The following is a 22,782-nucleotide window of genomic DNA, read 5'->3' on the forward strand; positions in this document are numbered from 1 at the left end:
TGGATCCACTCAATTTTGAAGCGAGGACTTCGGCGGTTAACGGAGGACTAGGCCTCGGCGCACATCGGGACCGATACGGTGTGCTCATGCTCTGGCGTTGGTTCGCAGTCGTGATCGTCATCCTCGCTGTCGCCGGCATTTGGCGGGTGACCACCCCCGAACGTCCAGTTGCCGCAATAGTCGACGCCGAAACGCTGACGTGCGCGCCCCCGTATCCGATCGGCCCACTCCAGACGACACCAACAGCGACGGTTCCAGACGATTTCGTACCCGTCGCCGCCGTCACGTGCGACCCGCACATCAGCGACAACGTGGCAGCCGACCGAACCGTCAGCTTCTATGCTCACCGTTGGGAGGGCGATTTCAGTCGGGCAGTGAAAATGCTGAACCGCTCGTCCGCGCACAAGACTTGGTTCCCCGGAAGCTGCGGTGACAACTACAGCCTGGCTGTGCTGGACCAATTCTGGTTGGTCGACGATCGAGGCCGAGCAACACGGCCGGGGCACCCCTCCGACTCGTGTGGACTACCGAAATCCGGTGGGCTGGCTGCCATCAAGGAACTGACACCGGCCGGCAGTACCGAACACCGAATAGCATTGTCCGACGACCAGATCTACGAGTTCTCGCATTGCCGGCCGACTTACCGACCAGCCACAACAGGTACCACGGCGCTGACATCGCTGTCGGCGGGCAGCGTTTTCTGCCGATTCTCCTCCACCGAATTCGTAGGCACGTCGTCTACGACGGAAACCTTCGACGGACTTCCACCCGCTCCCGACTGTGACGCGGTGGCCACCGAGGTGGCGTCGACGATCAACGTGGACAACCTTACGAACGAGGAACGATTGCTCACCGTCGAACTCGACGGCTGCCGGCGTGTCATCGCCGACGGATACGCACCGCTGCAAGCGTCGGACGATCTGGTGGCGTCTCTCCGGTAGCGCTGCGCCACAACGCGGTTGACCGCCCGAATGCGCACGTCCCGATGTGACCAGTGACAGCACTCAAAACCTGTCAGACGCCCGGGAACTGAAGGTGCGCTTGGGTCTTTCCCAGAACCGTCTGGCCCTTGTGCGTGACTGTGACATCGATCCGCGCTGTCCGCATTGTGGCGTCGATCCGCGCGATCTTCGCAGTGATGGAGAGATCAGCACCATCGACGGCATCGACTACGACGGGCCGAGTAAAGCGAGTTTCATACGAGGTCACACCACTCGGATCGCCAACCCAGTCGACGATAGCCTGCAAAGCAATTCCGGCAGTGAGCATTCCGTGCGCCAGAACTCCCGGTAGCCCAGCCGCAGTAGCGATTGCGTCGTTGAAATGGATCGGGTTCAAGTCGCCGGAGGCGCCGGCGTAGCGAACAAGGTCATCACGAGTGAGAACCAGATCAACCTTCGCGACTATGTCACCGAAGACGAGGTTTTCGAAGACCGGCACGGCGGGCATGGTCATGCCTCTTCTCCTCGGGCCAGTAGGGTCGAGGTGACCGTCGCGACCAAAGCGTCGGTCGCGTCGTGGATCTCGGAAACTGTCGAGAGGATCGCACTGCCTGCTCGCACTGTCACCCCTGTAATCGTCAGTGTCGTAGACAGGTCATCGCCGGCGACTATCGGACGCTGATGCTCGATCTTCTCGGAAGTATGCACCACACGAGTCGGATCGAGCCCGGTATCCGGCGTGCGCAGCAGCGCCATGATCGCTCGTTGCTGGACAACGGTTGTGAATGTTGTCGGCGCGATGACATCGACGAACCCGGCCTCCCTGGCGACACCGACATCATGGTGCAAGGGATTGCTCGAACGCACAGCCAGAGCGAACTCGCGAATCTTCTCGCGCCCGACAAGGTACGAGGACGAGGGAAATACCCGGCCGGCGAGCGCTGGGTTCACAGGAGACATCCCGGAATCCTAACGGCGGCCGACTTCGGGTTGATTCGTGGCCTGAGGTTTCGTGGGCCCAAGAATGCGATCGAGGAGGCGCTCAACCAATCGGACCGCCAATTCCGCTGTGCCGTAACCAGGAAGCATCCCTTGGGCGAGTCCCGCGACAGCCACCAGAATGAGCTCCGCGTCGAGGTCGGGGTCCATTGACGGCACGACTGCGTCCTGATTGGTCACCCGTTGAAGCTGGCTGGAAATGAGCGCTGCCAACTCACGTGGGGCAGTTAGAGTCTCCTCGGCGGCGATTCCCTGTCCGGTAAGTGCGGCAGCGTGAAAGGCGCCGAGAACGATTGCTTCCTCTCGACGTTGCTGATCGAGCGGGAGCATGCCGACAAGGAACGCTGAAATAACCTCGCGGGGTGTCGCTTCCGCACCCAGAACAGACAACTCCTGCATGAGGCGAGCACCCGCATCCTGACGAACGGCTTGATGCGTCGCTAGGAGGAACTCCCGCTTCGTACCGAAGTAGTACTGCACGAGACGCACCGAAATCCCAGCCTCGGCAGCAACGGACTGAAAGGTCACCGCCGCGAGCCCACCGTCGACAATCACTCGCCGCACCGCATCAGTGATCTCCCGTTGCCTCACTTCGTGGTCGACCCGTCGCGGCACGAGGCAATCCCTTCCTTTCGCATGGATGACCTTGAGCCATTGATGATACGCACGTACCGCATTAGTGATACGTTCATACCATCAAATCGAAACGCAGTGAGAGGGGCACTCATGCCGAAGATCGGACGATTCAAAAACGAGGCATCGAAGCAGGCGTACGACCGCATCTACCGAGACCTGGAGGGCACCTGGCCGGTTCCGTCGACACAACTCGAAGTGCCGACATCATTCGGAACCACCCATGTTCGTAGGTCGGGGACCGGCACGGAGACACCGATCGTCCTGCTGCACGCGGTCGGCGCCAACTGTCTGCAATGGCACATCGTCATCGAAGATCTGTGCCGAGACCGAGTCGTGTACGCATTGGACACGATCGGAACCGCAGGCCGCAGCGTCCAGACCACACCATTGACCGGGGAATCCGACTTCGCAACCTGGGTCGGCGAGGTCTTGAACGAACTTGGGGTAGACCGAGTCCACCTGGTCGGCTACTCGCATGGTGCGTGGCACGCCGTTCTCGTCGCACTCCATTCTCCTGAACGACTGGCGAGTGTGACGCTCATCGAACCGGGCGGAGTCTTCGACAAGCCCTCGTGGCGTGTGCTGCTCAAGATGATCCGCGCCGGTATGCGCCGCACCGACGAAAATATCCGCAAGCTCAACGACTGGCTGTCCCCCGGCTATGTCCTCGGCGATCGCGAGTTCGCCCTGGTTACAGAGGCATTGAACTACCGGCCCGGTATCGGGTGGGCACGAATGCTCAAGGATGCAGAAGTCCAGTCGATTTCGGTTCCCATGCTCGTAATCTCCGGCGCTGAGACGGTGGTCTCCAACCCCGAGCAGGTGGCCGCGAGGCTGGCTGATCTTCTACCTGAAACCGAGGTGGATATTTTTGCCGGAACGGGCCACGGAATCCTGGGACACATACCTGATCGGGTAATTCCCCGACTCATGAAGTTCGTCCGCAATCACGACGACGCGAAGCGAACGTGATCTCGCCGATCAGGCGCCGGTAGGGCGGTAGCCTCGCCATCATCTTTTGGACGTTCGATCAGGACGGGTCGACATCGGAGCGAATGAACTCCGAAGTGCCCAAGCATGTTCGACGCTTGGGCGCTGTCGGACTTGTTACCCGTCAGTCGGGGTGAGCTCAGGGTTTTCCTGGATGAATCGCGGCTTGCAAACCCGTACGCTATCGCAATGGACTTGATGGTCTGGATCGTCACGACGCCATTTCTTGCGGCAGCGCTTGCGGGCGTGATGCGACGAACGCTGGGGACGAGGGTCGGTTGGCCGCGAACACTTGTGGTCGCGGTGATAGCGCTCTCGGTGGGTGTCCCCCTGTCGGGCTACGCCGCGACCTTCGCAGGAATTGCCAGCCAGGACAATCAACTTCTGGTGAGCGTGGGAGTCGCGCTCACGTTCTTCGGAGTTGTCGCACTCTGGGTATTCGCGGCGTGCCTGGCAGTACTGGTCCTCCTCGAAGTTGTCGTTCCTACGGGGTCCATACCCGGCCCGCCAGAAGCATTGCAGCGCAGCCGCAAATCCTGGCGACGAACCAAGCGATACGTCCAAATCACGGGCATCGTCGTGCGAGCGGGAGGCGGGCCGGCTCTCCGTGCCGGGCCGTCAGCGCCTCAGTTCGGGGACGCGCTGGTGGAAGTAATCAACCGGTGCGGCGTCACTTTCGTCAAGCTGGGACAGATCCTCGGCACGCGAGACGACCTCATACCACCTGAGCTGGCTCGCACCCTCTCGTCTCTGCAAAGTTCGGCACGCCCGGCCGATCCAGGCCGCATTGCGGAGCTACTGGCATCGGAACTCGGCGACACCCCCGAGTCGGTGTTCGCACGGTTCGATGTAGAGCCGTTTGCCGCCGCCTCTGTCGCACAAGTACATTCCGCGCGCACCACCGACGGCGTCGATGTGGTGGTGAAGGTTCAACGACCCGAGGCGAGCGCACAGGTGAGCGTGGATTGCGATATCTTCCTCCGCGTTTCGGCCCTTGCGGAAACCCGTTTTCCCTGGGCACGCGATATCGGCGTTCATCGACTCGCCGGCGGGCTCGTCACATCGCTGCTCGAAGAACTCGACTACCGTACCGAGGCTGCGAACACCGCCACGATCGCCGCCACCATGGCGAGCCGACCAGATATTGTCGTTCCGCACATCTACCCCGAACTCAGCAGCGGGCGAGTGGTTGTGATGGAACGTCTTCACGGAACACCGCTTTCCGACGGCGAGGCAGCGCTCACCGAGGTCGACGTCGACTCTCGCAGCAGAATTGCGAACGAGCTTCTTGCATCGCTGCTCGACGGGATCTTCGTCCACGGGGTGTTCCACGCCGATCTGCACCCTGGCAACATCATGATCCTTGACGACGGACGCGTCGGCCTACTCGACTTCGGCGCAGTAGGTGTTCTGGACGGGGAGACACGGATCCTGTTCGCCGTACTCCTGAATGCCGCACTGTCGGGTGACCCGGTGGCAACAGTCGACGCGATGCTGATGGCATTCGACGTGCCTGACGACGTGGATCGTGGAGCGCTACGTCACCAAGTAGGCCGCGAGATCACCCTTCTCGGTCTTGCGCCCAATGTTTCCATGGGATCGTTCGCTCGAATGTTCACTGTGCTTCGAGAGCACCGAATAGGTGTGCCGGGAGACGTCGCAGCAGCTTTCCGTTCACTCGCGTCGGTGGAACGCGCCCTCCGGCTTCTGGATCCGAACATCGACCTCGTCTCCGCGGTGCGCGCCGAAGTACCCCGACTGTTGACCCAGGTCGCCAGCCCCACCGCAGCGGCGCAGGCGATGCTGTCGACGATTGCGGTCACAACGGCCGTGGTCAGGCGGCTGCCTGGTCAGCTCGACCAGATCACGACCTCACTGGCGTCGGGAAGCTTCACACTCCGTACCCGCTCCATCGCGCACCCCGACGACAGGCGATGGCTCCGACGGTCGGCGAACAATGCCCTGGGAATGGCGGCTGGAGTTGCCGCGCTGATAGTCGCGGCGATCCTGCTGTTCGTTCCCGGTGGACCACAGCTCACACCTCAGTTGTCCAGCTATGCGCTCGTGAGTGCGGTACTGGGCTTCGTAGGGGTCGTCCTGTGCATGCGGACCGTGTTCCGCTTGTTCACCCTCGACAACAGGTAACGAATAGCTCAGAAGTGTTCATCGCTTGATCTCGATATCGTCGAAGTCGAGGGCCAGGAGCGTCGGCCGCGGGAGAACGCGGCCACCTGGGCCCCGCGGAAACACACGTCGTCTAGTGGGAAACGTGAGGCCGTCGAACTGGCGATGATGGTCGCAGTAAAGGGCGGCTTTGGCCCAATTTCCTACGGGTTCAGCGACGAAGTCGTGGCGGCGGATGAGGCCATCGGTGTCGACGTAGAAGCTCTGTTGCCGGCAATGGGTGTCGATCCCTGGCGCGAATGTCGCTTGTAGTCGTCGCCATTTGCGCCCGGCTTCCTGCCAAGGTTCGCCTTCGGTGACAGTGATGTCGTCGCGGGCGAGCAGCAACGGTGCGTTCAGATAGTTCCAGAAGGCGTATCCGGCGAAGTAAGCGGTGTCGAGCGCGTCCCAGTGAAGATTGCGCCGGATTCCACTCAACCCGAAGAACTCTGGACGCGGGTCGGTTCGGCTCTCGAGTTGTTCCCCGTCACGAGTCTCGATCCACACGGCCCCTTTGTCGAACACAGCGCGCTCGCCGACACGTGGAAAGTCCTGGAGGACAGTGCGTTGCTCGGCAACTTGTACCTCGACCGTGAACGTCGCGAGCTTGTTGCCGGGGAAGCGCCCCGGCAACAGACCGCCCAGGCGTCCCCGTGCCGTGATCGCTGAAACTGACTGCCAACGTTCGACTCCGCCATGCGCGGTGAGAACTTCATCGAGCAGTTCGTTCATGTCTCGTCGCTTTCCGTCCCCTGACGGAACTGAGGAATCAGTGATCAGACGGACGGGTAGCTGTAGTTGCGTTCTTCCGGCGGTACCACTGCCAGCCCGCGGTGATGATGACGGCGCCGGCGAGGGACCCCAGGATGCCGCTCGGGCGCAGTGATATTCCGTCGCCTGCAATCAAACTCACGAGCAGTCCGCCCACCAGCGAACCACCGATTCCCGCGACGAACGCGAAGGTCCAATCCACCCGTGCGGCCCTTTGTCCCAGAATCAACTGGGCTCCCGCTCCGATGACGATTCCGAACAGAAGTATTCCGATGATGAGCATGTGAAAAGACCCTTTCGTGGAGTGACGACGCAAGGCGCGAACGACTTACTCTGCGCCATCTTTCCGGTACGTCCCTTATGTCGTGGTGAAATCCATGTGAAAGGTCGTCACCGATCACTCCACACTGTTAGGACGACGCCAGTGTCGTCGCCCAGCGATAGTCCGCCTTACCGGCCGGGGTCCTCTTGACTTCGTCGACCAGCACGATCGTGCGCGGCACCTTGTAGCCGGCCAACGTCTTACGGCAATGTTCCTGAACCGCTTCGAGAGTCAGCTCGTCAGACTCGGGATAGGTCGCGATCACCGCGGCAACCTGCTGCCCCATGCGCGCGTCGGGTGCGGGGACAACAAGCGCGTCGGAGATCGCCGGATGCGCGTGAAGGGCGGCCTCGACCTCTTCGGCGAATACCTTCTCGCCGCCGGTGTTGATGCACTGTGAGCCGCGGCCGAGGAAGACAATGGTGCCGTCCGCTTCCACCTTGCCCATGTCTCCGAGCACCGAAAGACGGGTGCCATCGGCGCGGGTCGGGAACGTCCGGGCGGTCTTCTCCTCGTCCTTGTAGTACCCGAGCGGGACGTTTCCGATGCGCGCGATGTATCCCACATCGTCGGAGCCGGCTGGGATCTCTTCGAGACGCTCGTCGACCAGAATCATGTTCGGCGATGGCGGCATTCGCAGATTTCCTGCCTCGTCGATGGCGAAGGCGCCGTCGTTTCCTGACTCCGAGGCTCCGAAGTTGTCCCGCAACAGCAGGTCCGGCTTCACCGCCAGCATGCGGTCCCGGACGCTGGTGGACCAGATCGCGCCACCCGAGGTGATCGAGAACAGGGTGCTGAAATCAACCTCGTCTTTGCGTCGTTCCATCTCGTCGACCAACGGCAGTCCCATACCGTCGCCGACGATCAAGATCACCTGTACCGAGTCCTTCTCGATCGCTTCGACGACCTTCGCCGGGTCGAACTCTCGTCGTAGAACAACCCGCGCACCGAGGGTGAGGAAGGTGAACAGCGAGTACAACGCGGCGCCATGCATCAGAGGGGCGGCAATGAGGAACGAGAGCTCCGGAAATTCCTTTGCAGCACTGGCGATCTCGGCGAGATCCTGCCGCGCTCCCTCTCCGTACGGATTTCCGCCGGAGAGCGGCTTACGGAAGAAGTCGTCGTGACGCCACATGACGCCCTTCGGGTATCCGGTCGTCCCGCCGGTGTAGAGCAGGTACACGTCGTCGCCCGAACGAGAGTCGAACTCCCCCACTGGCGACTGTTCACGAGCGTCGTCGAAGGAAACCACCGAAACTCCGTGCTCATTCGCGGCGGCGACCAGTTCGGCCTCGATCTCGCCGATCACGATCACCGTCTTCACCTTCGGGCATGCACCGAAAAGGGAAGCAAGGACGCGCTGATGTTCGGGAAGTTCCACGACCACCGCGACCGAATCGGAGTTGGTGAAGATGTACTCCAGTTCGGCGGGCGTGTACCGGTAGTTCACGTTGATCGGGACCGCGCGGATCTTGATCAACCCGAGGATCGACGTGACATGTTCGACGCTGTTCTTCAGGAACAGAGCCACGTGGTCACCACGCGAGATACCGGCTTGCGCGAGCAGGTTGGCGGTTCGATTGGCCTCCGCGTCCAACTCAGCGTAGGAGAAGTTCTCTCCCTCGTAAGTCAAGGCGACGCGATCAGGTACCGAGCTGGCGACGGTTTCGAATACATCAGCGAGGTTGAACTGCATCGTCTTCCCTTTCAGAGTCTGCGCCGCGATATCGAGGCATACAACCCTGAATCTAGAACACGTTCCACGCCGCCCGAGGCAAAACGGAACGATTAGCTGACCATTACCTGGACCTGACCTTGATCGGCGCGGCGACGGCCGAGCCCGCACCGCCCGACACCCATTCGGCGAGCAGGGTCTGCCACGACCCGCAATGGCAGCGCAGGTAGGTGACCGTCCCCTCGCTGGTCCGATGCCGAGATTCGATCTCCCAGCGGTGGATGCAACTTATCGGCGCGAAATCTGTTTTCTTCATACGACGAGCATGATGTAATGGCATTGTGCATCTCAACCCTTACGGTGAATATGCGGTGACGTTGGCAGCCGACCTGGCCAATCGAAATCCCACATCCTTGGCCGAGTTGGTCGAACGCTGCGTCGACGCGGGCATCATTCTCGATTTCCCCATCGCCGAGAAAGATCTCGACGAGACCCTCGATCTTCTGATCGAGTGGTCGAAGATCGTCGACGTCACGGACGAGGCTGCCCGCGCCGAGTTGGTGAACGTCATGCTCGAGCAAGCGTCGGCATATCCGCGCATGACCAACCACGCCAACGACGGATGGCATCTGCACTATCGCGATCCGCAACAGTCGCTCGCCGAGGTCCTCAAGGCCCTCTTCTCGGTAGGCACGGCGCTGCACCTCGTCGGCCGCGGAATGCACCGATTAGGTCGGTGCACCCTGGACGAGTGCACCAACATCTACGCGGACACCTCACGCAACGGCAATCAGCGGTACTGCTCCCCCACGTGCGCGAATCGCGACGCGGTGCGACGCCACCGCGCGCGCAAGTGAGCTGTACCGACTACGACGTCGGACCGACCACCTCGAAGTCCGAGCCACCTTGGTAGTCGAACTGGAAGCTGCCGCTGCTGCTCCCCGAGCTGATTCGATTCCACGCGTCGATCAAGTCCTGGACCGTGTTGTATCCCAGGTCCTCCAAAGAACCTGAGAGACTTCCGGTTCCGGCGCCCTCGAACCAGCCGCCGACCACGACGGCCTGCGGAATGGCAATAGTCGGATTGGTGGGATCGAGGAGTCGAACGCACGCTCCCGCGACGGCGTAGACCCCAGCGGGCAGATTACCGACGGTCCGAGTGATCGTCTGGCCAGGCGAGACGGCAAACAGATCGAGGATGTTGCTGACAGTCGGGTACACCAGCACGCCAGGCTGGAGCAGCTTTGCCGGATCACGAATCACGTCGGGGACATCCCTGGCGTTGAGGATCGCCACCGTGCAGTTGATGAAGCTGAACCGCGGATTCGGATTGGTGATGGTGAAGGTGATCGCATTGTCCGCTGCGCTCACCGACACCGGCGGCGGGAGAATCGCCGGCGCTGCCGACGCCGTCGCCGGAGACATCACAACCAGTCCCACGACGGCGGCCGACGCCGCAGCGATGCTTCCGCAAGCTCGTATGAATCCACGACTGCGCATTTCCGAACCTCCAGGCAAGTCGGTCAGATCACCAGATGCCTGAAGAATAGACCGCTCAGTCGGAAATTTGGGGAGACAGACGCTGAGCTACCCGAAAAGTCCTTCGAGGCTGCCGCTGCCGAACAGGTCGCTCAGGCTTCCGGTATTGATGCCGCTGAACGGTCCACCGATGACAACGAGGCTCGGCACGCCAGGAACGGGCTTACCCAACGTCTCGAGATCGAGAAGATCGGAGCAGGCACCGAGCACCGCGTAAGTCCCGTCTGGAACATCGGTCACGGTATTGGTGACCGTCTGCCCCTTGCCCACGGCGAACAGTGAGGACGGATCGGTGATCTTGGGGTACACGACAAGGTCCGGGTCGAGCAGCTTCAACGGATCGTCAAGCACAGCAGCAGAATCCGCGGCATTGACGACAAATGCCTGGCACAACGGGGCAATGCCCGTGTTGTTGTTCGTGATCGTCAGTGCCAGATCGTTTCCGGTCACCTTGTACGAGACGACCGGCGGGACCACCTCGGCCGACGCAGTCGCAGGATTGACCATCGCGACGCCTGCCGCGGTTGCAGCGGCAACGGCCACGGTTCCCACTACACGACGTACTCCACTCGTGCCCAGCTTCATCGAGGATCCTTTCGTACTGCGTCTTGAGTTCGGCAACAGTGCGCAGCCTAGATCGGATCTAGCGCCCGAAATGGCCCAATGGTCCCGCCGGGAGGTCATGCCCGAAAAATCGGGACAAACGTCCCCTTCTCGAAGAGCTCGCTCTTCGACTCAATTCCCGCTGGAGACGAAGGGCGTACGCACCGGTCCGCCTACCGAACCGTGCGGTGCGACCAATCCACGCTTTTCGAGGATCGGACGCACGCCCTCACCGAACTGATACGCCTCTTCGAGATGCGGATAACCCGACAGTACGAAGTGATCCAGGCCGATCGCCGCGTACTCGGCAATCCGATCGGCCACTTCTTGGTGCGAACCGACCAATGCGGTACCCGCTCCCCCTCGGACCAATCCGACGCCGGTCCACAGGTTCGGCGCAATTTCCAGCGACCTCGCTCCGACACCCTCCTTGTAAGCCGAACCGCCGCCGTGCAATTCGAGCATCCGACGCTGACCTTCGGAGCCGGATCGCGCAAGACTCGCCTGAGCCTGCTCGACGGTCGCCGGGTCGAGCGCACTGAGCAGCCGATCCGCTTCTGCCCACGCCTGTTCCGAGGTGTCCCGGCTGATGACGTGCAAACGGATTCCGTAATCGAGATGGCGTCCTTGAACTTCCGCGAGGTCGCGGATCCAGGCGATCTTGGCGGCGACGGCGGACGGCGTCTCACCCCAGGTGAGGTAGGTGTCCGCGTAGCGCGATGCGACGGTTCCGGCTGCCGGCGAGGATCCGCCGAAGAAGATGGGCGGTACCGGATCCGGAATACGCTGCAGCGTAGCTTTTTCCACGTTGACGTACTCGCCGGAAAAATCAACCGGACCGTTACCGGACCACAGCTGGCGGATCACGTCGAGGAACTCGCCGCAACGTGCGTACCGCTGGTTCTTGTCGAGGAAGTCACCGAACGTGCGCTGCTCGTGGTCCTCTCCACCGGTCACGACGTTGAGCAGTAGGCGACCGCCCGACTGCCACTGGAAGGTCGCGGCCATCTGGGCAGCCAACGTGGGGCTGAGCAATCCCGGGCGCAGAGCAACCAGAAACTTGAGCGTCTCGGTGGTCTCGACCATCATCGCCGTCGTCAGCCATGCGTCTTCGCACCACGCGCCCGTGGGCGTGAGGACTGCTTCGAAGCCGTTCGTCTCTGCGGCCGCACCGATCTGATTGAGGTACTTCAGCGTCGCCGGACGATCACCGGACATCGAGCTGCCGTGCCCACCCGCCATCAGATTCCGAGAATCACCATAAGTAGGCAAGAACCAGTGGAAGCGCAGTGACACGGGGATTCCTTTCGTCGACGAACAGGCAGAACTCTTCTGTCATTACATCCACACTCCACCTCGAAGAACAGGGTTGAAATCACCCTGATCCCTAGGGGTGCCCACTTTCAGTCCCGGCGATACGTTCGTGAATTTGCACCGCTACCCGGGGGCTCCGATGACTACGTTTGCCGAAGTCGAGCACAATTCACCGTTCTCGAACGAGACCGACGACGAGCGGCGATCCAGATTGAGAACCGTCGTCGCCGCCAGCCTGCTCGGCACGACGGTCGAGTGGTACGACTTCTTCCTCTACGCGACGGCCGCCAGCCTCGTCTTCAACCAACTCTTCTTCCCGAACCAGAGTTCCTTTGTCGGGACCATGCTTTCTTTTGCGACCTTCGCGGTCGGCTTTCTCGTTCGCCCGATCGGCGGAGTGGTGTTCGGTCACATCGGCGATCGCATCGGGCGCAAGAAAACGCTTGCGCTCACGATGTTCATCATGGGTATCGCGACGGCGCTCATGGGTGTTCTACCGACGGCCGCTCAAATCGGCGTCGTGGCACCGATTCTGCTTCTGCTACTTCGAATCCTGCAGGGATTTGCACTCGGTGGTGAGTGGGCCGGAGCTGTTCTTCTGGCAGTGGAACACAGCCCGGAGAAGAAGCGCGGCTTGTTCGGCAGCATCCCGCAGATCGGGCTGGCTCTCGGGTTGGCCTTGGGCACAGGAATGTTCGCGCTACTTCAAACGGTCTTCGACGACGAACAGTTTCTCCGTTTCGGCTGGCGCATAGCCTTCGTTCTGAGCTTGGTGCTCGTGATCGTGGGGTTGGTGGTCCGATTGAAGGTCGACGAGACGCCGGCATTTCAGGCAGTTCGCGACCTCGAACAACGCTCGTCCGCACCGCTCAAGGAAGTCTTCCAAGGAAGGGTTGCACGAAACACCGTACTGGGCATGCTGTCTCGCTGGGGCGAGGGCGCTGCCTTCAACACCTGGGGCGTCTTTGCAATCACCTATGCAACCAAGACTCTGCATTTCGAGAAGGTGCCCGTACTCCTCGTGGTCACTGTCGCCGCAGTTGTCATGGCGATCTTGCTGCCGTTCTCCGGCCGGCTCACTGATCGGTTCGGTCCGCAACGGGTCTACATCGTGGGCATCGCCGCGTACGGACTCGCGATCTTCCCCGCTTTCGCACTGTTCGGGACCGAAAACCTTCCGCTCTTCGGACTCGCGATGATCGTGGTCTTCGGAGTGATTCACGCCTTGTTCTACGGAGCCCAGGGAACGCTCTACGCGAGCCTGTACCCCACCGAAATCCGGTACACCGGATTGTCGGTCGTCTACCAGTTCTCGGGTATCTACGCCTCCGGCGTCACTCCCCTGATCCTTACTGCACTGATCGGCGCCACCGGCGGTTCACCGTGGCTGGCCTGTGGATATCTGGTGGCCACCTCGGCGATCAGCGTCGTCGCCACTGCGGCGATCAGGAAGCGTGATCTGTACCTGTAGTGGATGACATCTAAATATCTCCATCTCTTGCATATTTGCTAGATATTCATAGAAATACCGGACAAGTAGATTCCGATCCAGATACGCCCACGCATCGGATACATCGGTGTATCGTTTGGGTTCCATCCCGACGGAGGCGCCGATGACGACTGGAACGGACAACTCGCCGGCCAAGCGTGTCACCAAACGCCGTGGTCAGACCCGGCAGCGCCTCCTTGACGCGGCCGCGGACGTCTTCTCCGAATCCGGGTTCGGACACGCCACCGTCGAGCAGATCTGCGAACGCGGCGGATACTCACGAGGCGCGTTCTACTCCAACTTCGATTCACTCGACGAATTGTTCTTCGCGATGTGGGAGCAGCGATCTGCAGCAATGCTCGCCGATCTACGGCTGGCGACGGAGTCGATCACCGCCGGTAACACCGTCGACATCCATGCCGCTGTCGCCCGGATCGTGGCGGTGGTTCCGGTCGACCCGCAGTGGTACCGAATCAACGCCGAGTTCACCGCCCATGCTCTCCGCAACCCGGCACTTCGCAAAGCCCTCGCCGATCGCGAAGACGCAATCCTTCGAACGCTGCTTCCCATCGTGGAGGCCGCACTCAGCGATGTCGGGCGAAAAATCGTCGGTGACCCGACGTCGTTGGGACGGGCGCTGGTCGCCGTGCACGACGGCACCAGCGTGCAGTGCCTCGTCGATACCGACACCAACGCGGCCTTCGCGTTGCGCCGCGATATCTTCACTCGAATTCTGCTGTCCTACAGCGAAATAATCCAGAACAACCAATCGGAAGAGGAGCTGTCGTGAGCGAACAAGCTGACGTCATCGTTGTCGGGGCGGGGCTGGCGGGACTGGTCGCCACCTACGAACTGACGCGCGCCGGCCGCAAAGTCCTTGTGGTGGAACAGGAGAACGCTGCCAACCTCGGCGCGCAGGCATTCTGGTCTCTCGGCGGACTCTTCCTCGTGAACAGCCCCGAACAACGCCGACTCGGCATCAAGGACTCCCTCGAGTTGGCCATGCAGGACTGGATGGGCACTGCCGCATTCGACCGCGACCGCGAAGATCACTGGCCGCGTCAGTGGGCCAAGGCATACGTCGAGTTCGCAGCCGGAGACAAGCGTCAATACCTGCACGATCTGGGCCTTCGCCTGATGCCCAACGTCGGCTGGGCCGAACGCGGGCGCGGAATGGCTCTCGGACACGGCAATTCGGTGCCGCGCTTCCACCTCACCTGGGGAACGGGACCTGGCGTCGTCGACGTTTTTCTGACCAAGGTCATCGCTGCCCAGAAACGCGGACTTGTCACGTTCAAGCACCGCCACCAGGTGGATCAGTTGGTGGTCACCGACGGCGCGGTCACCGGTGTACGAGGAACCGTCCTCGAACCTTCCAGTGATCTGCGCGGGGTGAAGAGCTCACGCACTCCCGTCGGCGAGTTCGAGTTCGCCGCACAGGCCGTCGTGGTGACCTCCGGCGGTATCGGCGGAAACTACGAACTGGTGAAGAAGAATTGGCCGGAGCGACTCGGCACGGCTCCGAAGCACATGCTGACGGGAGTGCCGGCGCACGTCGACGGGCGCATGCTCGAAATCACCGAATCCGCGGGCGGAAACATCGTCAACCGCGACCGCATGTGGCACTACACCGAAGGCATCCAGAACTGGAATCCGATCTGGCCGAACCACGGAATCCGCATCATCCCAGGGCCGTCCTCGATGTGGTTCGACGCCACCGGCAAGCGTCTGCCGGTCCCCAACTTCCCGGGCTTCGACACGATGGGGACCTTCAAGTACATCCTGGACAGCGGCCACGAGTACACGTGGTTCATCCTCGATCAGAAGATCATCGAGAAGGAGTTCGCACTCTCGGGATCGGAACAGAACCCTGACTTCACCAATCGCGACTTCAAGCTCCTCCTCGAACGAATCAAGAAGGGCGCGCCGGGACCGGTCGAAGCATTCAAGCAGAAGGGCGCCGACTTCGTTGTGCGTAACAACCTTCGCGATCTGGTCGACGGCATGAACGCCCTCACCGACGAACCGCTCCTGGACTACGAGGACATCGAGCGCGAGATGATCGCCCGCGACCGCGAAGTCGACAACAAGTACAGCAAGGACTTCCAAGTCACCGCCATCCACGGTGCACGTAATCTGTTGGCAGACAAAATCGTGCGCGTCGTTGCGCCGCACAAGATCCTGGATCCCAAGAACGGACCACTGATCGCGGTCCGGTTGCACCTGCTCACTCGCAAGACACTCGGCGGCTTGGAGACCAACCTGGATTCGCAGGTCATCAAAGCCGACGGCAGTGTCTTCGACGGCCTGTACGCAGCCGGCGAGGTCGCAGGCTTTGGCGGCGGCGGAGTCCATGGTTACAGTGCGCTCGAAGGGACCTTCCTCGGTGGCTGCATCTTCTCGGGCCGCGCGGCCGGACGAGCATTGGCGCGCGACCTGTAGCCCCGAAATCAGGCGAGCGAATGCGTGACCAGAATGTGGTGGGCACGCATTCGCCGCGCCTCGTGCACGGATTGATGGTGGTGATGGTGCGTCGGTCCGCGCGCGTGGCGAACCAGATCGTGAACAGTGCGGATGACGGTCGGCATTGCGATCCTCCCTCAGGAGATGGCGACTGCTGTTGTCGGTGAAATCACTGTCTGGACACCGCCACGCGGGCCACCTCCTCCGGATCGATCAGGTGGGTATGGTCGTCGTCACCGACATCGATCTGCACGACGTCGATACGGCCGTTGAATGTGGTTGCGCCACTGTAATCAACACTGACAGGCATGCCGTAGTCGTCACCGATATCGGTAGTCTCGTCGGCGGAGAAGACCATCGGTTGTGTCTGCTCGACGCGCCCTGAGCCCACTTCGCGACCGTCGTGATAGATCGTGACCCCGCCACCTCTCGCGAGACCACCTCCGTCGTAGGCGAACTCAGCCCTGATCTGGTGTGATCCTGCCGGAATGTCAATGTCGGAGCCGATGACGAACTCGGTCATGCCCAGTAAGTTGTAGACGAATTTGGCGCGACCTTCCCGCGCGTAGAGTGCCCAGCCCCCGAACCTGCCTCCCTGCGCGATCATCACACCGTTTGCTGTGATGCCATCCGCGACGTCGACAGCTGCTGTCACACTGAACGATCGGTTCTTGATGCTCAGCACGCTGTGCTCACTCAGTCGCTTCATTCCGGGAAACAGAACCTGTCTGTTCCCCGACACCAACTGCGGGCGCCCCGCGATGTGAGGGTTGAACCGCTCGAATCTTCGGTCGTCGATGGGGAGCACGTTGTACTTGACCGCTTCGATCAACCACAAACGTTGCAGTGCAGCGAGTTTCTCCGGCATCTGGGCCGCCAAATCTTTGGACTGCGTCCAATCCTGTGACCCGTCGTAGAGTTCCCAGACGTCGTCGTCGAGAGCGGGGAGTACCTCCGCGAACAGCCACGGAGTGCTGTGCCTGGTGACCGCACTCCAACCCTTGTAATAGATACCGCGATTGCCGGCCATCTCGAAGTACTGCAGATCGTGGCGTTCCGGGGCTTCGGCGTCGTCGAAGGTGTAGACCATGCTGGTCCCCTCGACGGGCGATTGTTGGACGCCGTTGACAAAAGTCGGTTCCGGTAGTTTCGCGGCTTCGAGGATCGTCGGTGCGACGTCGATGACGTGGGTGAACTGCGACCGCGTCTCACCCTTGGTCCGAATCCCTTCCGGCCAGTGCACGATCGTCCCGTTGCGAGTGCCACCCCAATGCGACGCAACCTGTTTCGTCCACTGATACGGCGTGCACATTGCCCACGCCCACCCCACGGAGTAGTGGTTGTACGCGTCCTTGGTGCCGAACTTGTCTTTCACTTCCGCCATGAACTCCGGCGTCTCGATGGCGGCGAGTCCGTTGAAGTTGGCCATCTCGTTGAAGGCCCCGTTGATAGTCCCCTCTGCGGATGCTCCGTTGTCGCCGATGATGTAGTACACGAGGGTGTTGTCGAGAGCCCCGAGTTCTTCGATCGCATCGACAAGCCGGCCGACATGAAAGTCGGTGTGTTCGAGAAATCCTGCATAGACTTCCATTTGGCGTTCGAGGACAGGCTTCAATTCCTCACTCATGTCCTCCCACGCCGGAATGGCCTCAGGGCGCGGGGTGAGAACCGCATCCGCGGGAACGACTCCCCGCTGCTTCTGCTGCTCGAGAATCGACTCGCGTTGAGCATCCCAACCTCCTGCGAACCGCCCCTCGTACTTGTCGGCCCACTCCTTCGGAACATGGTGCGGCGCATGGGTAGCGCCGGGAGCGAAATAGACGAAGAACGGCTTGTCCGGAGCCAAGGACTTCTGCATGCGAACCCAGTCGATCGCGTGATCTGCAAGGTCTTCGGTGAGGTGATAACCCTCCTCCGGTGTCTTGTCCGGCTCGACAGGCGCGACGCCCTCGTACAGAGCCGGGTAATACTGGTTGTTCTCCCCGCCGATGAATCCGTAGAAGTGCTCGAACCCGCCTTCTCCCGTCGGCCACGACGTGAACGGTCCCACCGGGGATGTTTGCCACGGCGGAACCTCGTGACACTTGCCGAACTGCGCCGTCGAGTATCCGTTGAGTTTCAACGTCATCGGCAGTGCTGCTTTGGTATTCGGACGCAGACCGGACAGGCCGGGAGCCGAGGTCGCAGTTTCGGTGATCGATCCCATGCCGACCGAATGATGGTTGCGCCCGCTCAGAAGAGCGGCGCGGGTCGGTGCGCACAGTGCCGTGGTGTGAAACCGCGTGTACGTCAGCCCGCCACCTTGTAGTCGCTCAGCAGTCGGAGTATCCGCTGGTCCGCCGAAAGCACTACTCGCCCCGTACCCCACGTCGTCCAACAGGACCACCAGAACATTGGGTGCCCCGGCTGGTGGCAGTAGCGGAGTGATCGGCGGAAACTCGGTGTCCGGATCCTTCGCGTCGTACGTCACCAGACCAAGATGTTGTCGATCCGGGATCGGTAGTACAGCGCGACTCTGGCCTGTCGGATCCGTCATGACGTCTCGCCTTCTGTCTCTCGCATGGCTCCTTCAAGCGTTTCAGGATCACGACGGCGTCGACATCATCCGTTTCGGGTGAAGGCGCACCATCGCCGCAGCGTGGAGGCTTGAAGCGTGGATCAGCCCGGACGTTTCGCTCCCACCCCGATCGGGCATGCCTTCCTCGTCCCCCGGCGCCGTGTGCGTGCGGGCCTGACCCAGATCCTGTGCGTCGTCATAGGACTGGCTGCCGGACTGACGATGCCGTCCATCCGCAGCGGCCCAACGATCCCCGCCCGTCAGGTCAGCGAGATGCTCGTTGCCCTCGGTCTGGGGTTATTGGGTGTAGTGGCAGTGATCTTCTCGCTGCTGTTCCTCGTCGTCCAATGGGCCGCGACCACCTTCACGCCTCGCTTGTTATTGTTCCGCGACGACCCCATCGTGTGGCGGACGTTTGCCTTCGCGATAGGCCAGTCGGTTTTCGACATCACGGCGGCGCTCGCCATCAGCAACGAAACGGACGTGTCGGTGATCGTGCCCAGCCTCGCAGTGCTGGCACTCTTGGCCACGCTGACGCTGATCAGACTGCTCCAACTGCGCGCCTTCTCGGCCATTCAATTGGCTCCTGTACTGGCCTCGATCTCGAGTCGTGGGCGAGCAGTCATCAACGCGGTGTATCCCGACGCCGATCGGGAGTCGCCCCCACTACCACCCCTTCCGATGATCACGACGGTCAACTGGCGCCGGCCGCCGGCCGTTCTGCAACAGATCCTCGTCGAAGATCTGCTGCAGAACGCTCGGAACTGCCGATCCATGGTGGTCCTCCGAGTGTCGCCGGGTAGCACGCTGCGAGACGGATTGCCGCTCGCCGACGTCTACGGCGGACCCATGCCCGCCAACACGATCCTTGACGCCTTGGTCAGTGGGAGTGAGCGAACTTTCACCCAGGACCCTCTTCTCGCGCTTCGGTTGTTGGCTGACATCGCACTCAGAGCGCTCTCACCCGCGATCAACGATCCTGCGACGGCAGTCCAAGCTCTCGACGAAATCGAGGACCTCCTCTCTCGGATGTCCTCCGCACGCGCAGATTCGATCCGGACCCTCGATGAGCGTGGAGATCTGCGTGTGGTGATCCCGCTGCCCGACTTCGCGACCGTCGTACGAATCGGACTCGACGACGTCATCGCCTCTGCATCGAACTCACCGCTCGTTCTTGCGCGACTTCACGAGCTACTTTCGTACGTCGCCGCCCAATCGGAGTCTCGGAACCGCGACGTTCTCGCCACGCGCGCCCGTTGGGTAAGCCAGATGTCCGACGGGTTCCGTCGGCTCGAGCGGCCGTTGTGAATCCGTGCAGATTTGTTGGTGGTCGCGTCAAGGCATCGTCAAGATCGGTCTCAGCTCAACGGGGAGTATCGATACTGACTCGGTGAGACATGCAGTGATACTCGGACACCGTGGAGTCATATCATCGACGACCCGCCCGGCCCGTGGGCCAGAGAATCAGAAGCTCTCCGTCGCAACCGGGCTGGCGGGGCTTTCGCTCGACGCGATGGCCTCGGTGTCGTACGGGCCAGAAGCCATCGTGTTGGTGTTGGCCCTCGCCGGCGGCGCAGGGATCGGGTTCACCGTGCCGGTGACGATCGCCATCGCCGTGCTGCTTGTGGTCCTGGTGGCGTCGTATCGCCAGGTGATCGCCGCATTTCCCGAAGGCGGCGGCGCCTACGCCGTCGCAAAGAAGCATCTGAGCCCGCGCGCCAGTTTGACCGCTGCCGCATCGTTGATCGTCGACTACACCCTCAACGTCGCGGTGTCGATCGCAGCCGGTGTCGCAGCTCTGACATCGGCCTTCCCCGCACTTCTTCCCTACACGGTCTGGATTGCGCTGGCGATTCTGGGCGGAATCACGGCATTGAATCTGCGGGGCATCGCAGATTCCGCGCGAGTGTTCATGCTGCCCACCGTGATCTTTGTCGTCAGTATCTTCACTGTGATCGGCGCCGGACTGCTACGGGAGAACCCTGCCGCCGCCCCGGCTCCCTTCCTCGCCGACAACGCACACACGATCGGCATCCTCCTTCTGCTCAAAGCATTTTCGAGTGGTTGCGCCGCATTGACCGGGGTCGAAGCCATCGCCAATGCGGTACCCAGTTTCAAGAAGCCTCGCGTGCGTAGCGCTCAGCGTGCCGAAGTTGCTTTGGGAATTCTGTTGGGCACCATGCTGATCGGACTCGCTGTGTTGATCGAGAAGTTCTCGCTGGCCCCGGTCCCTGGAACAACAGTCCTGTCGCAGCTCACTTCTGCTGCCCTCGGAAACGGTGTGGGCTACTACGTCGTCCAATTCGCCACAGTGATTCTGCTGGCGTTGGCCGCCAACACCTCGTACGGCGGACTCCCCAATCTGATGCGAATCCTCGCCGACGACAACGTGCTCCCACACCGCTTCAGCCGAAAGTCGACGCGCGACGTCTTCACGTACGGCGTCTTGTCGCTCGGCGGCGTCGGCGCTCTCCTGCTAGTCGGATCGGGCGGAAACATGAACACCTTGGTGCCGCTGTTCGCCATCGGTGTGTTCATCGGATTCACGCTCGCGCAGTTCGGCATGGTGCAGCACTGGCTCGCCGAACGGACACCGGGCTGGGAATGGCGATTGGCGCTCAACGGTTTCGGCGCAGTATTGACCTCGATCGCAGCAGTGGTGACCACCGCCATGAAGTTCACCGAGGGAGCCTGGCTGATCGCTCTCGCCCTCCCTGCGCTCGTCTTCGGTATGGAACGCATCCGGGGCGCATACACGCATATCGGTACACGGCTGACCGTTCAGAGTGAGAGCGATTCTCCGTCAATCGGATACAAACCAGCGGTGCTCGTGCCCGTGTCCGAAGTTACGTCACTCTCCACCCGCGCGATGGCCGCAGCAACAGCGATGTCTTCGCAGCCCATCGCAATTCGAGTCTGCCTGGCCCACGAATCGACGACGGACTTCACACGCCGATGGCAAGCCCGACACCCGAATTCGCGTTTGATCGTCATCGAGGACACCGAGAATTCGGTGGGGAACACTCTCGCTCGATACGTCCGTGCGCACTTCCCCCACCGAGAAACCTTTGTTGTCGTCGCCACCATCGACCCGGCGACCAGATGGCACCGATTCCTCCCGAGCCAACGGACCGATGAGATCGCTCATGCACTGCGCAAACACACCGAGGCCGTGGTGTGCCAAATTCCGGTCCGGATCGATCCCGCTCACCGCGATCCCGCCCTACGTGCGTAAGCCGACGCTTAGAGCGAGGTCCCGAACAACATGCCGAGCAGATACGTCGCGCCGGCAGCGCCGTAGCCGATCGCAAGTTGGCGTAGGGCCCGCTTGAACGGCGGCCCGCCCGACAGCAACCCGACCACAACGCCCGTCGTCAGCAACGCGATCCCCACGAGCACGGACGCGACGATCAGGGCTGTCATGCCTTCCAGGCCGAACAGATACGGCAACACCGGAATGATTGCGCCCGAGGCGAAGAAGCAGAAACTTGCCGCCGCTGCGCCCAACCCGGTTCCGACGGCTTCATGGTCGTCGACAACGTCCGCGGAGCCGAAGGTGCTGTTCGCGAGGACCTCGGCGGCGCGCTGGTCCGCTTCCTCGGCGGACATGCCGCGGGCCCGGTAGACCAGGGCCAATTCGTTCGCGTCGACGTCGAGCAGGCCGACAGCTTCGCTGGCCGCGGGACCAGGATTGGACGCTTCTAACAACTCTCGCTGAGAGCGGACTGAAACGTACTCGCCGGCTCCCATCGACAGGGCGCCGGCCAGAAGCCCGGCCATGCCGGTGATCAGAACGATCTGGTTGGAGACGCCGCTACCGCTGATGCCGAGTACAAGAGCGAGATTGCTGACGAGGCCGTCGTTGGCTCCGAAGACGGCGGCACGAAACGTCCCCGAAAGTCTGTTGCGGCCCCGGGTGGCCAAGGCCCGCACCACTTCTTCGTGGATCTTCTCGTCCGCGCCCATCGATGCGGTCGCGTCGGCGTCGTTCGGATAGGGGGATCGTGTCTCCGCGCGCTGGGCAAGAGCGAGCACGAAGACGGAGCCGAAGCGTCTGGCGAGAAAGCCCAGTATCCGAGTGCGGATATCGCCGCGCAGTGGTTTGCCGACGTGATCGCCGAGAAGCGCTCGCCAGTGCGCCTCGTGTCGACCCTCTGCGTCGGCCAGTGCGAGAAGGATTTCGCGCTCCTCGCCGCTGCGCCTACCCGCGAGGTCGCGGTAGACGGCGGCCTCGGCTTGTTCGTCGGCGAGGTATCGTCTCCAGCGCTTGACATCTCGCGGGTCTGGATCGGGTCGTGCGGCCGGAACTGTGGACATCGT

Annotated in this window: 22 protein-coding genes; 9 read left to right on the plus strand and 13 right to left on the minus strand. The window is 61.7% G+C overall.

Translation table 11 applies throughout. The features are described from left to right. Positions 1-86 precede the first annotated feature (86 nt). The gene (locus tag ACFT1A_RS12980; protein ID WP_378447297.1) at positions 87-941 is read left to right on the plus strand and encodes a hypothetical protein; all 855 of its coding nucleotides are present in this window, start codon (positions 87-89) and stop codon (positions 939-941) included. A gap of 73 nt (positions 942-1,014) precedes the next feature. On the opposite strand, the gene ACFT1A_RS12985 is transcribed toward ACFT1A_RS12980, so the two are convergent. From ACFT1A_RS12985 to ACFT1A_RS12995, 3 genes are read right to left on the minus strand one after another with little or no spacing between them, the layout of a single operon-like run. Beyond that, on the minus strand, positions 1,015-1,455 hold the full coding sequence (locus ACFT1A_RS12985; protein ID WP_378447298.1) for a MaoC/PaaZ C-terminal domain-containing protein: 441 nt from the start codon (positions 1,453-1,455) through the stop codon (positions 1,015-1,017). Continuing rightward, positions 1,452-1,901 (minus strand): MaoC family dehydratase N-terminal domain-containing protein, encoded by a 450-nt coding sequence (locus tag ACFT1A_RS12990; RefSeq protein ID WP_378447299.1) that lies wholly within the window; start codon positions 1,899-1,901, stop codon positions 1,452-1,454. Before ACFT1A_RS12990 ends, ACFT1A_RS12985 begins: the two co-directional genes overlap by 4 nt. 9 nt (positions 1,902-1,910) lie before the next feature. Continuing rightward, positions 1,911-2,555 (minus strand): TetR/AcrR family transcriptional regulator, encoded by a 645-nt coding sequence (locus tag ACFT1A_RS12995; RefSeq protein ID WP_378447300.1) that lies wholly within the window; start codon positions 2,553-2,555, stop codon positions 1,911-1,913. 111 nt (positions 2,556-2,666) lie between these two features. On the opposite strand from ACFT1A_RS12995, the gene ACFT1A_RS13000 reads away from it, so the two are divergent. After that, positions 2,667-3,548 (plus strand): alpha/beta fold hydrolase, encoded by an 882-nt coding sequence (locus ACFT1A_RS13000; RefSeq protein WP_378447301.1) that lies wholly within the window; start codon positions 2,667-2,669, stop codon positions 3,546-3,548. Between the two features lie 207 nt (positions 3,549-3,755). Further along, positions 3,756-5,711, plus strand: coding sequence for an ABC1 kinase family protein (locus ACFT1A_RS13005; protein WP_378447302.1), 1,956 nt, complete (start codon positions 3,756-3,758; stop codon positions 5,709-5,711). A gap of 18 nt (positions 5,712-5,729) precedes the next feature. Here the strand turns inward: ACFT1A_RS13005 and ACFT1A_RS13010 are convergent, their stop codons facing one another. The 4 genes from ACFT1A_RS13010 to ACFT1A_RS13025 all read right to left on the minus strand — a co-directional run bounded on the left by ACFT1A_RS13010 (position 5,730) and on the right by ACFT1A_RS13025 (position 8,813). Beyond that, the gene (locus ACFT1A_RS13010; protein ID WP_378447303.1) at positions 5,730-6,461 is read right to left on the minus strand and encodes a hypothetical protein; all 732 of its coding nucleotides are present in this window, start codon (positions 6,459-6,461) and stop codon (positions 5,730-5,732) included. A gap of 37 nt (positions 6,462-6,498) precedes the next feature. Further along, positions 6,499-6,783 (minus strand): hypothetical protein, encoded by a 285-nt coding sequence (locus ACFT1A_RS13015; protein WP_378447304.1) that lies wholly within the window; start codon positions 6,781-6,783, stop codon positions 6,499-6,501. A 127-nt stretch (positions 6,784-6,910) separates the two neighbouring features. Then, positions 6,911-8,518, minus strand: a complete 1,608-nt coding sequence (locus ACFT1A_RS13020) for an AMP-binding protein (RefSeq protein WP_378447305.1) — start codon at positions 8,516-8,518, stop codon at positions 6,911-6,913. Between the two features lie 103 nt (positions 8,519-8,621). Then, entirely contained in the window at positions 8,622-8,813 is a 192-nt protein-coding gene (locus tag ACFT1A_RS13025; RefSeq protein WP_039973125.1) for a hypothetical protein, read from the minus strand. Between the two features lie 25 nt (positions 8,814-8,838). Between ACFT1A_RS13025 and ACFT1A_RS13030 the strand changes: the two genes are divergently transcribed. Beyond that, entirely contained in the window at positions 8,839-9,354 is a 516-nt protein-coding gene (locus ACFT1A_RS13030; protein ID WP_378447306.1) for a CGNR zinc finger domain-containing protein, read from the plus strand. 10 nt (positions 9,355-9,364) lie between these two features. Here ACFT1A_RS13030 and ACFT1A_RS13035 read toward each other — a convergent pair whose 3' ends face one another. The 3 genes from ACFT1A_RS13035 to ACFT1A_RS13045 form a co-directional block, all read right to left on the minus strand. Next, on the minus strand, positions 9,365-9,997 hold the full coding sequence (locus tag ACFT1A_RS13035) for a hypothetical protein (protein ID WP_378447307.1): 633 nt from the start codon (positions 9,995-9,997) through the stop codon (positions 9,365-9,367). Between the two features lie 87 nt (positions 9,998-10,084). Beyond that, on the minus strand, positions 10,085-10,621 hold the full coding sequence (locus tag ACFT1A_RS13040; protein ID WP_378447308.1) for a hypothetical protein: 537 nt from the start codon (positions 10,619-10,621) through the stop codon (positions 10,085-10,087). Positions 10,622-10,771: 150 nt separating this feature from the next. Next, on the minus strand, positions 10,772-11,935 hold the full coding sequence (locus ACFT1A_RS13045) for an LLM class flavin-dependent oxidoreductase (RefSeq protein ID WP_042447073.1): 1,164 nt from the start codon (positions 11,933-11,935) through the stop codon (positions 10,772-10,774). Between the two features lie 157 nt (positions 11,936-12,092). Here ACFT1A_RS13045 and ACFT1A_RS13050 point away from each other — a divergent pair, with 157 nt between their 5' ends. The 3 genes from ACFT1A_RS13050 (at position 12,093) to ACFT1A_RS13060 (ending at position 15,884) form a co-directional block, all read left to right on the plus strand. Continuing rightward, positions 12,093-13,424 (plus strand): MFS transporter, encoded by a 1,332-nt coding sequence (locus ACFT1A_RS13050; protein ID WP_378447309.1) that lies wholly within the window; start codon positions 12,093-12,095, stop codon positions 13,422-13,424. Positions 13,425-13,566: 142 nt separating this feature from the next. Then, positions 13,567-14,232, plus strand: a complete 666-nt coding sequence (locus ACFT1A_RS13055) for a TetR/AcrR family transcriptional regulator (protein WP_378447310.1) — start codon at positions 13,567-13,569, stop codon at positions 14,230-14,232. Beyond that, a complete protein-coding gene (locus ACFT1A_RS13060; protein ID WP_378447311.1) occupies positions 14,229-15,884 on the plus strand; it encodes an FAD-binding dehydrogenase in 1,656 nt (551 codons plus the stop codon). Before ACFT1A_RS13055 ends, ACFT1A_RS13060 begins: the two co-directional genes overlap by 4 nt. Positions 15,885-15,892: 8 nt before the next feature. Here the strand turns inward: ACFT1A_RS13060 and ACFT1A_RS13065 are convergent, their stop codons facing one another. Continuing rightward, the gene (locus ACFT1A_RS13065) at positions 15,893-16,030 is read right to left on the minus strand and encodes a hypothetical protein (protein WP_153211511.1); all 138 of its coding nucleotides are present in this window, start codon (positions 16,028-16,030) and stop codon (positions 15,893-15,895) included. A 44-nt stretch (positions 16,031-16,074) separates the two neighbouring features. Continuing rightward, positions 16,075-18,441, minus strand: coding sequence for an arylsulfatase (locus ACFT1A_RS13070; protein ID WP_378447312.1), 2,367 nt, complete (start codon positions 18,439-18,441; stop codon positions 16,075-16,077). Positions 18,442-18,558: 117 nt separating this feature from the next. On the opposite strand from ACFT1A_RS13070, the gene ACFT1A_RS13075 reads away from it, so the two are divergent. Further along, positions 18,559-19,770, plus strand: coding sequence for a DUF2254 family protein (locus ACFT1A_RS13075; protein ID WP_378447313.1), 1,212 nt, complete (start codon positions 18,559-18,561; stop codon positions 19,768-19,770). Between the two features lie 94 nt (positions 19,771-19,864). Then, positions 19,865-21,697, plus strand: a complete 1,833-nt coding sequence (locus tag ACFT1A_RS13080) for an APC family permease (RefSeq protein WP_378447595.1) — start codon at positions 19,865-19,867, stop codon at positions 21,695-21,697. Between the two features lie 8 nt (positions 21,698-21,705). Here ACFT1A_RS13080 and ACFT1A_RS13085 read toward each other — a convergent pair whose 3' ends face one another. Next, positions 21,706-22,779 carry a VIT1/CCC1 family protein gene (locus tag ACFT1A_RS13085; RefSeq protein WP_378447314.1) on the minus strand — a complete coding sequence of 358 codons (1,074 nt, stop codon included), beginning with the start codon at positions 22,777-22,779 and terminating at the stop codon, positions 21,706-21,708. Positions 22,780-22,782 lie beyond the last annotated feature (3 nt).

The organism is Rhodococcus sp. NPDC057135, assembly GCF_042670865.1.
Taxonomy (GTDB): domain Bacteria; phylum Actinomycetota; class Actinomycetes; order Mycobacteriales; family Mycobacteriaceae; genus Rhodococcus_F.

Coding starts and splice junctions, on each gene's coding strand:
- ACFT1A_RS12980 (WP_378447297.1), top strand. CDS start 87: ATGCTCTGGCGTTGGTTCGCAGTCGTGATCGTCATCCTCGCTGTCGCC.
- ACFT1A_RS12985 (WP_378447298.1), bottom strand. CDS start 1,455: ATGACCATGCCCGCCGTGCCGGTCTTCGAAAACCTCGTCTTCGGTGAC.
- ACFT1A_RS12990 (WP_378447299.1), bottom strand. CDS start 1,901: ATGTCTCCTGTGAACCCAGCGCTCGCCGGCCGGGTATTTCCCTCGTCC.
- ACFT1A_RS13000 (WP_378447301.1), top strand. CDS start 2,667: ATGCCGAAGATCGGACGATTCAAAAACGAGGCATCGAAGCAGGCGTAC.
- ACFT1A_RS13005 (WP_378447302.1), top strand. CDS start 3,756: ATGGACTTGATGGTCTGGATCGTCACGACGCCATTTCTTGCGGCAGCG.
- ACFT1A_RS13010 (WP_378447303.1), bottom strand. CDS start 6,461: ATGAACGAACTGCTCGATGAAGTTCTCACCGCGCATGGCGGAGTCGAA.
- ACFT1A_RS13015 (WP_378447304.1), bottom strand. CDS start 6,783: ATGCTCATCATCGGAATACTTCTGTTCGGAATCGTCATCGGAGCGGGA.
- ACFT1A_RS13020 (WP_378447305.1), bottom strand. CDS start 8,518: ATGCAGTTCAACCTCGCTGATGTATTCGAAACCGTCGCCAGCTCGGTA.
- ACFT1A_RS13025 (WP_039973125.1), bottom strand. CDS start 8,813: ATGAAGAAAACAGATTTCGCGCCGATAAGTTGCATCCACCGCTGGGAG.
- ACFT1A_RS13035 (WP_378447307.1), bottom strand. CDS start 9,997: ATGCGCAGTCGTGGATTCATACGAGCTTGCGGAAGCATCGCTGCGGCG.
- ACFT1A_RS13040 (WP_378447308.1), bottom strand. CDS start 10,621: ATGAAGCTGGGCACGAGTGGAGTACGTCGTGTAGTGGGAACCGTGGCC.
- ACFT1A_RS13050 (WP_378447309.1), top strand. CDS start 12,093: ATGACTACGTTTGCCGAAGTCGAGCACAATTCACCGTTCTCGAACGAG.
- ACFT1A_RS13055 (WP_378447310.1), top strand. CDS start 13,567: ATGACGACTGGAACGGACAACTCGCCGGCCAAGCGTGTCACCAAACGC.
- ACFT1A_RS13065 (WP_153211511.1), bottom strand. CDS start 16,030: ATGCCGACCGTCATCCGCACTGTTCACGATCTGGTTCGCCACGCGCGC.
- ACFT1A_RS13070 (WP_378447312.1), bottom strand. CDS start 18,441: ATGACGGATCCGACAGGCCAGAGTCGCGCTGTACTACCGATCCCGGAT.
- ACFT1A_RS13085 (WP_378447314.1), bottom strand. CDS start 22,779: ATGTCCACAGTTCCGGCCGCACGACCCGATCCAGACCCGCGAGATGTC.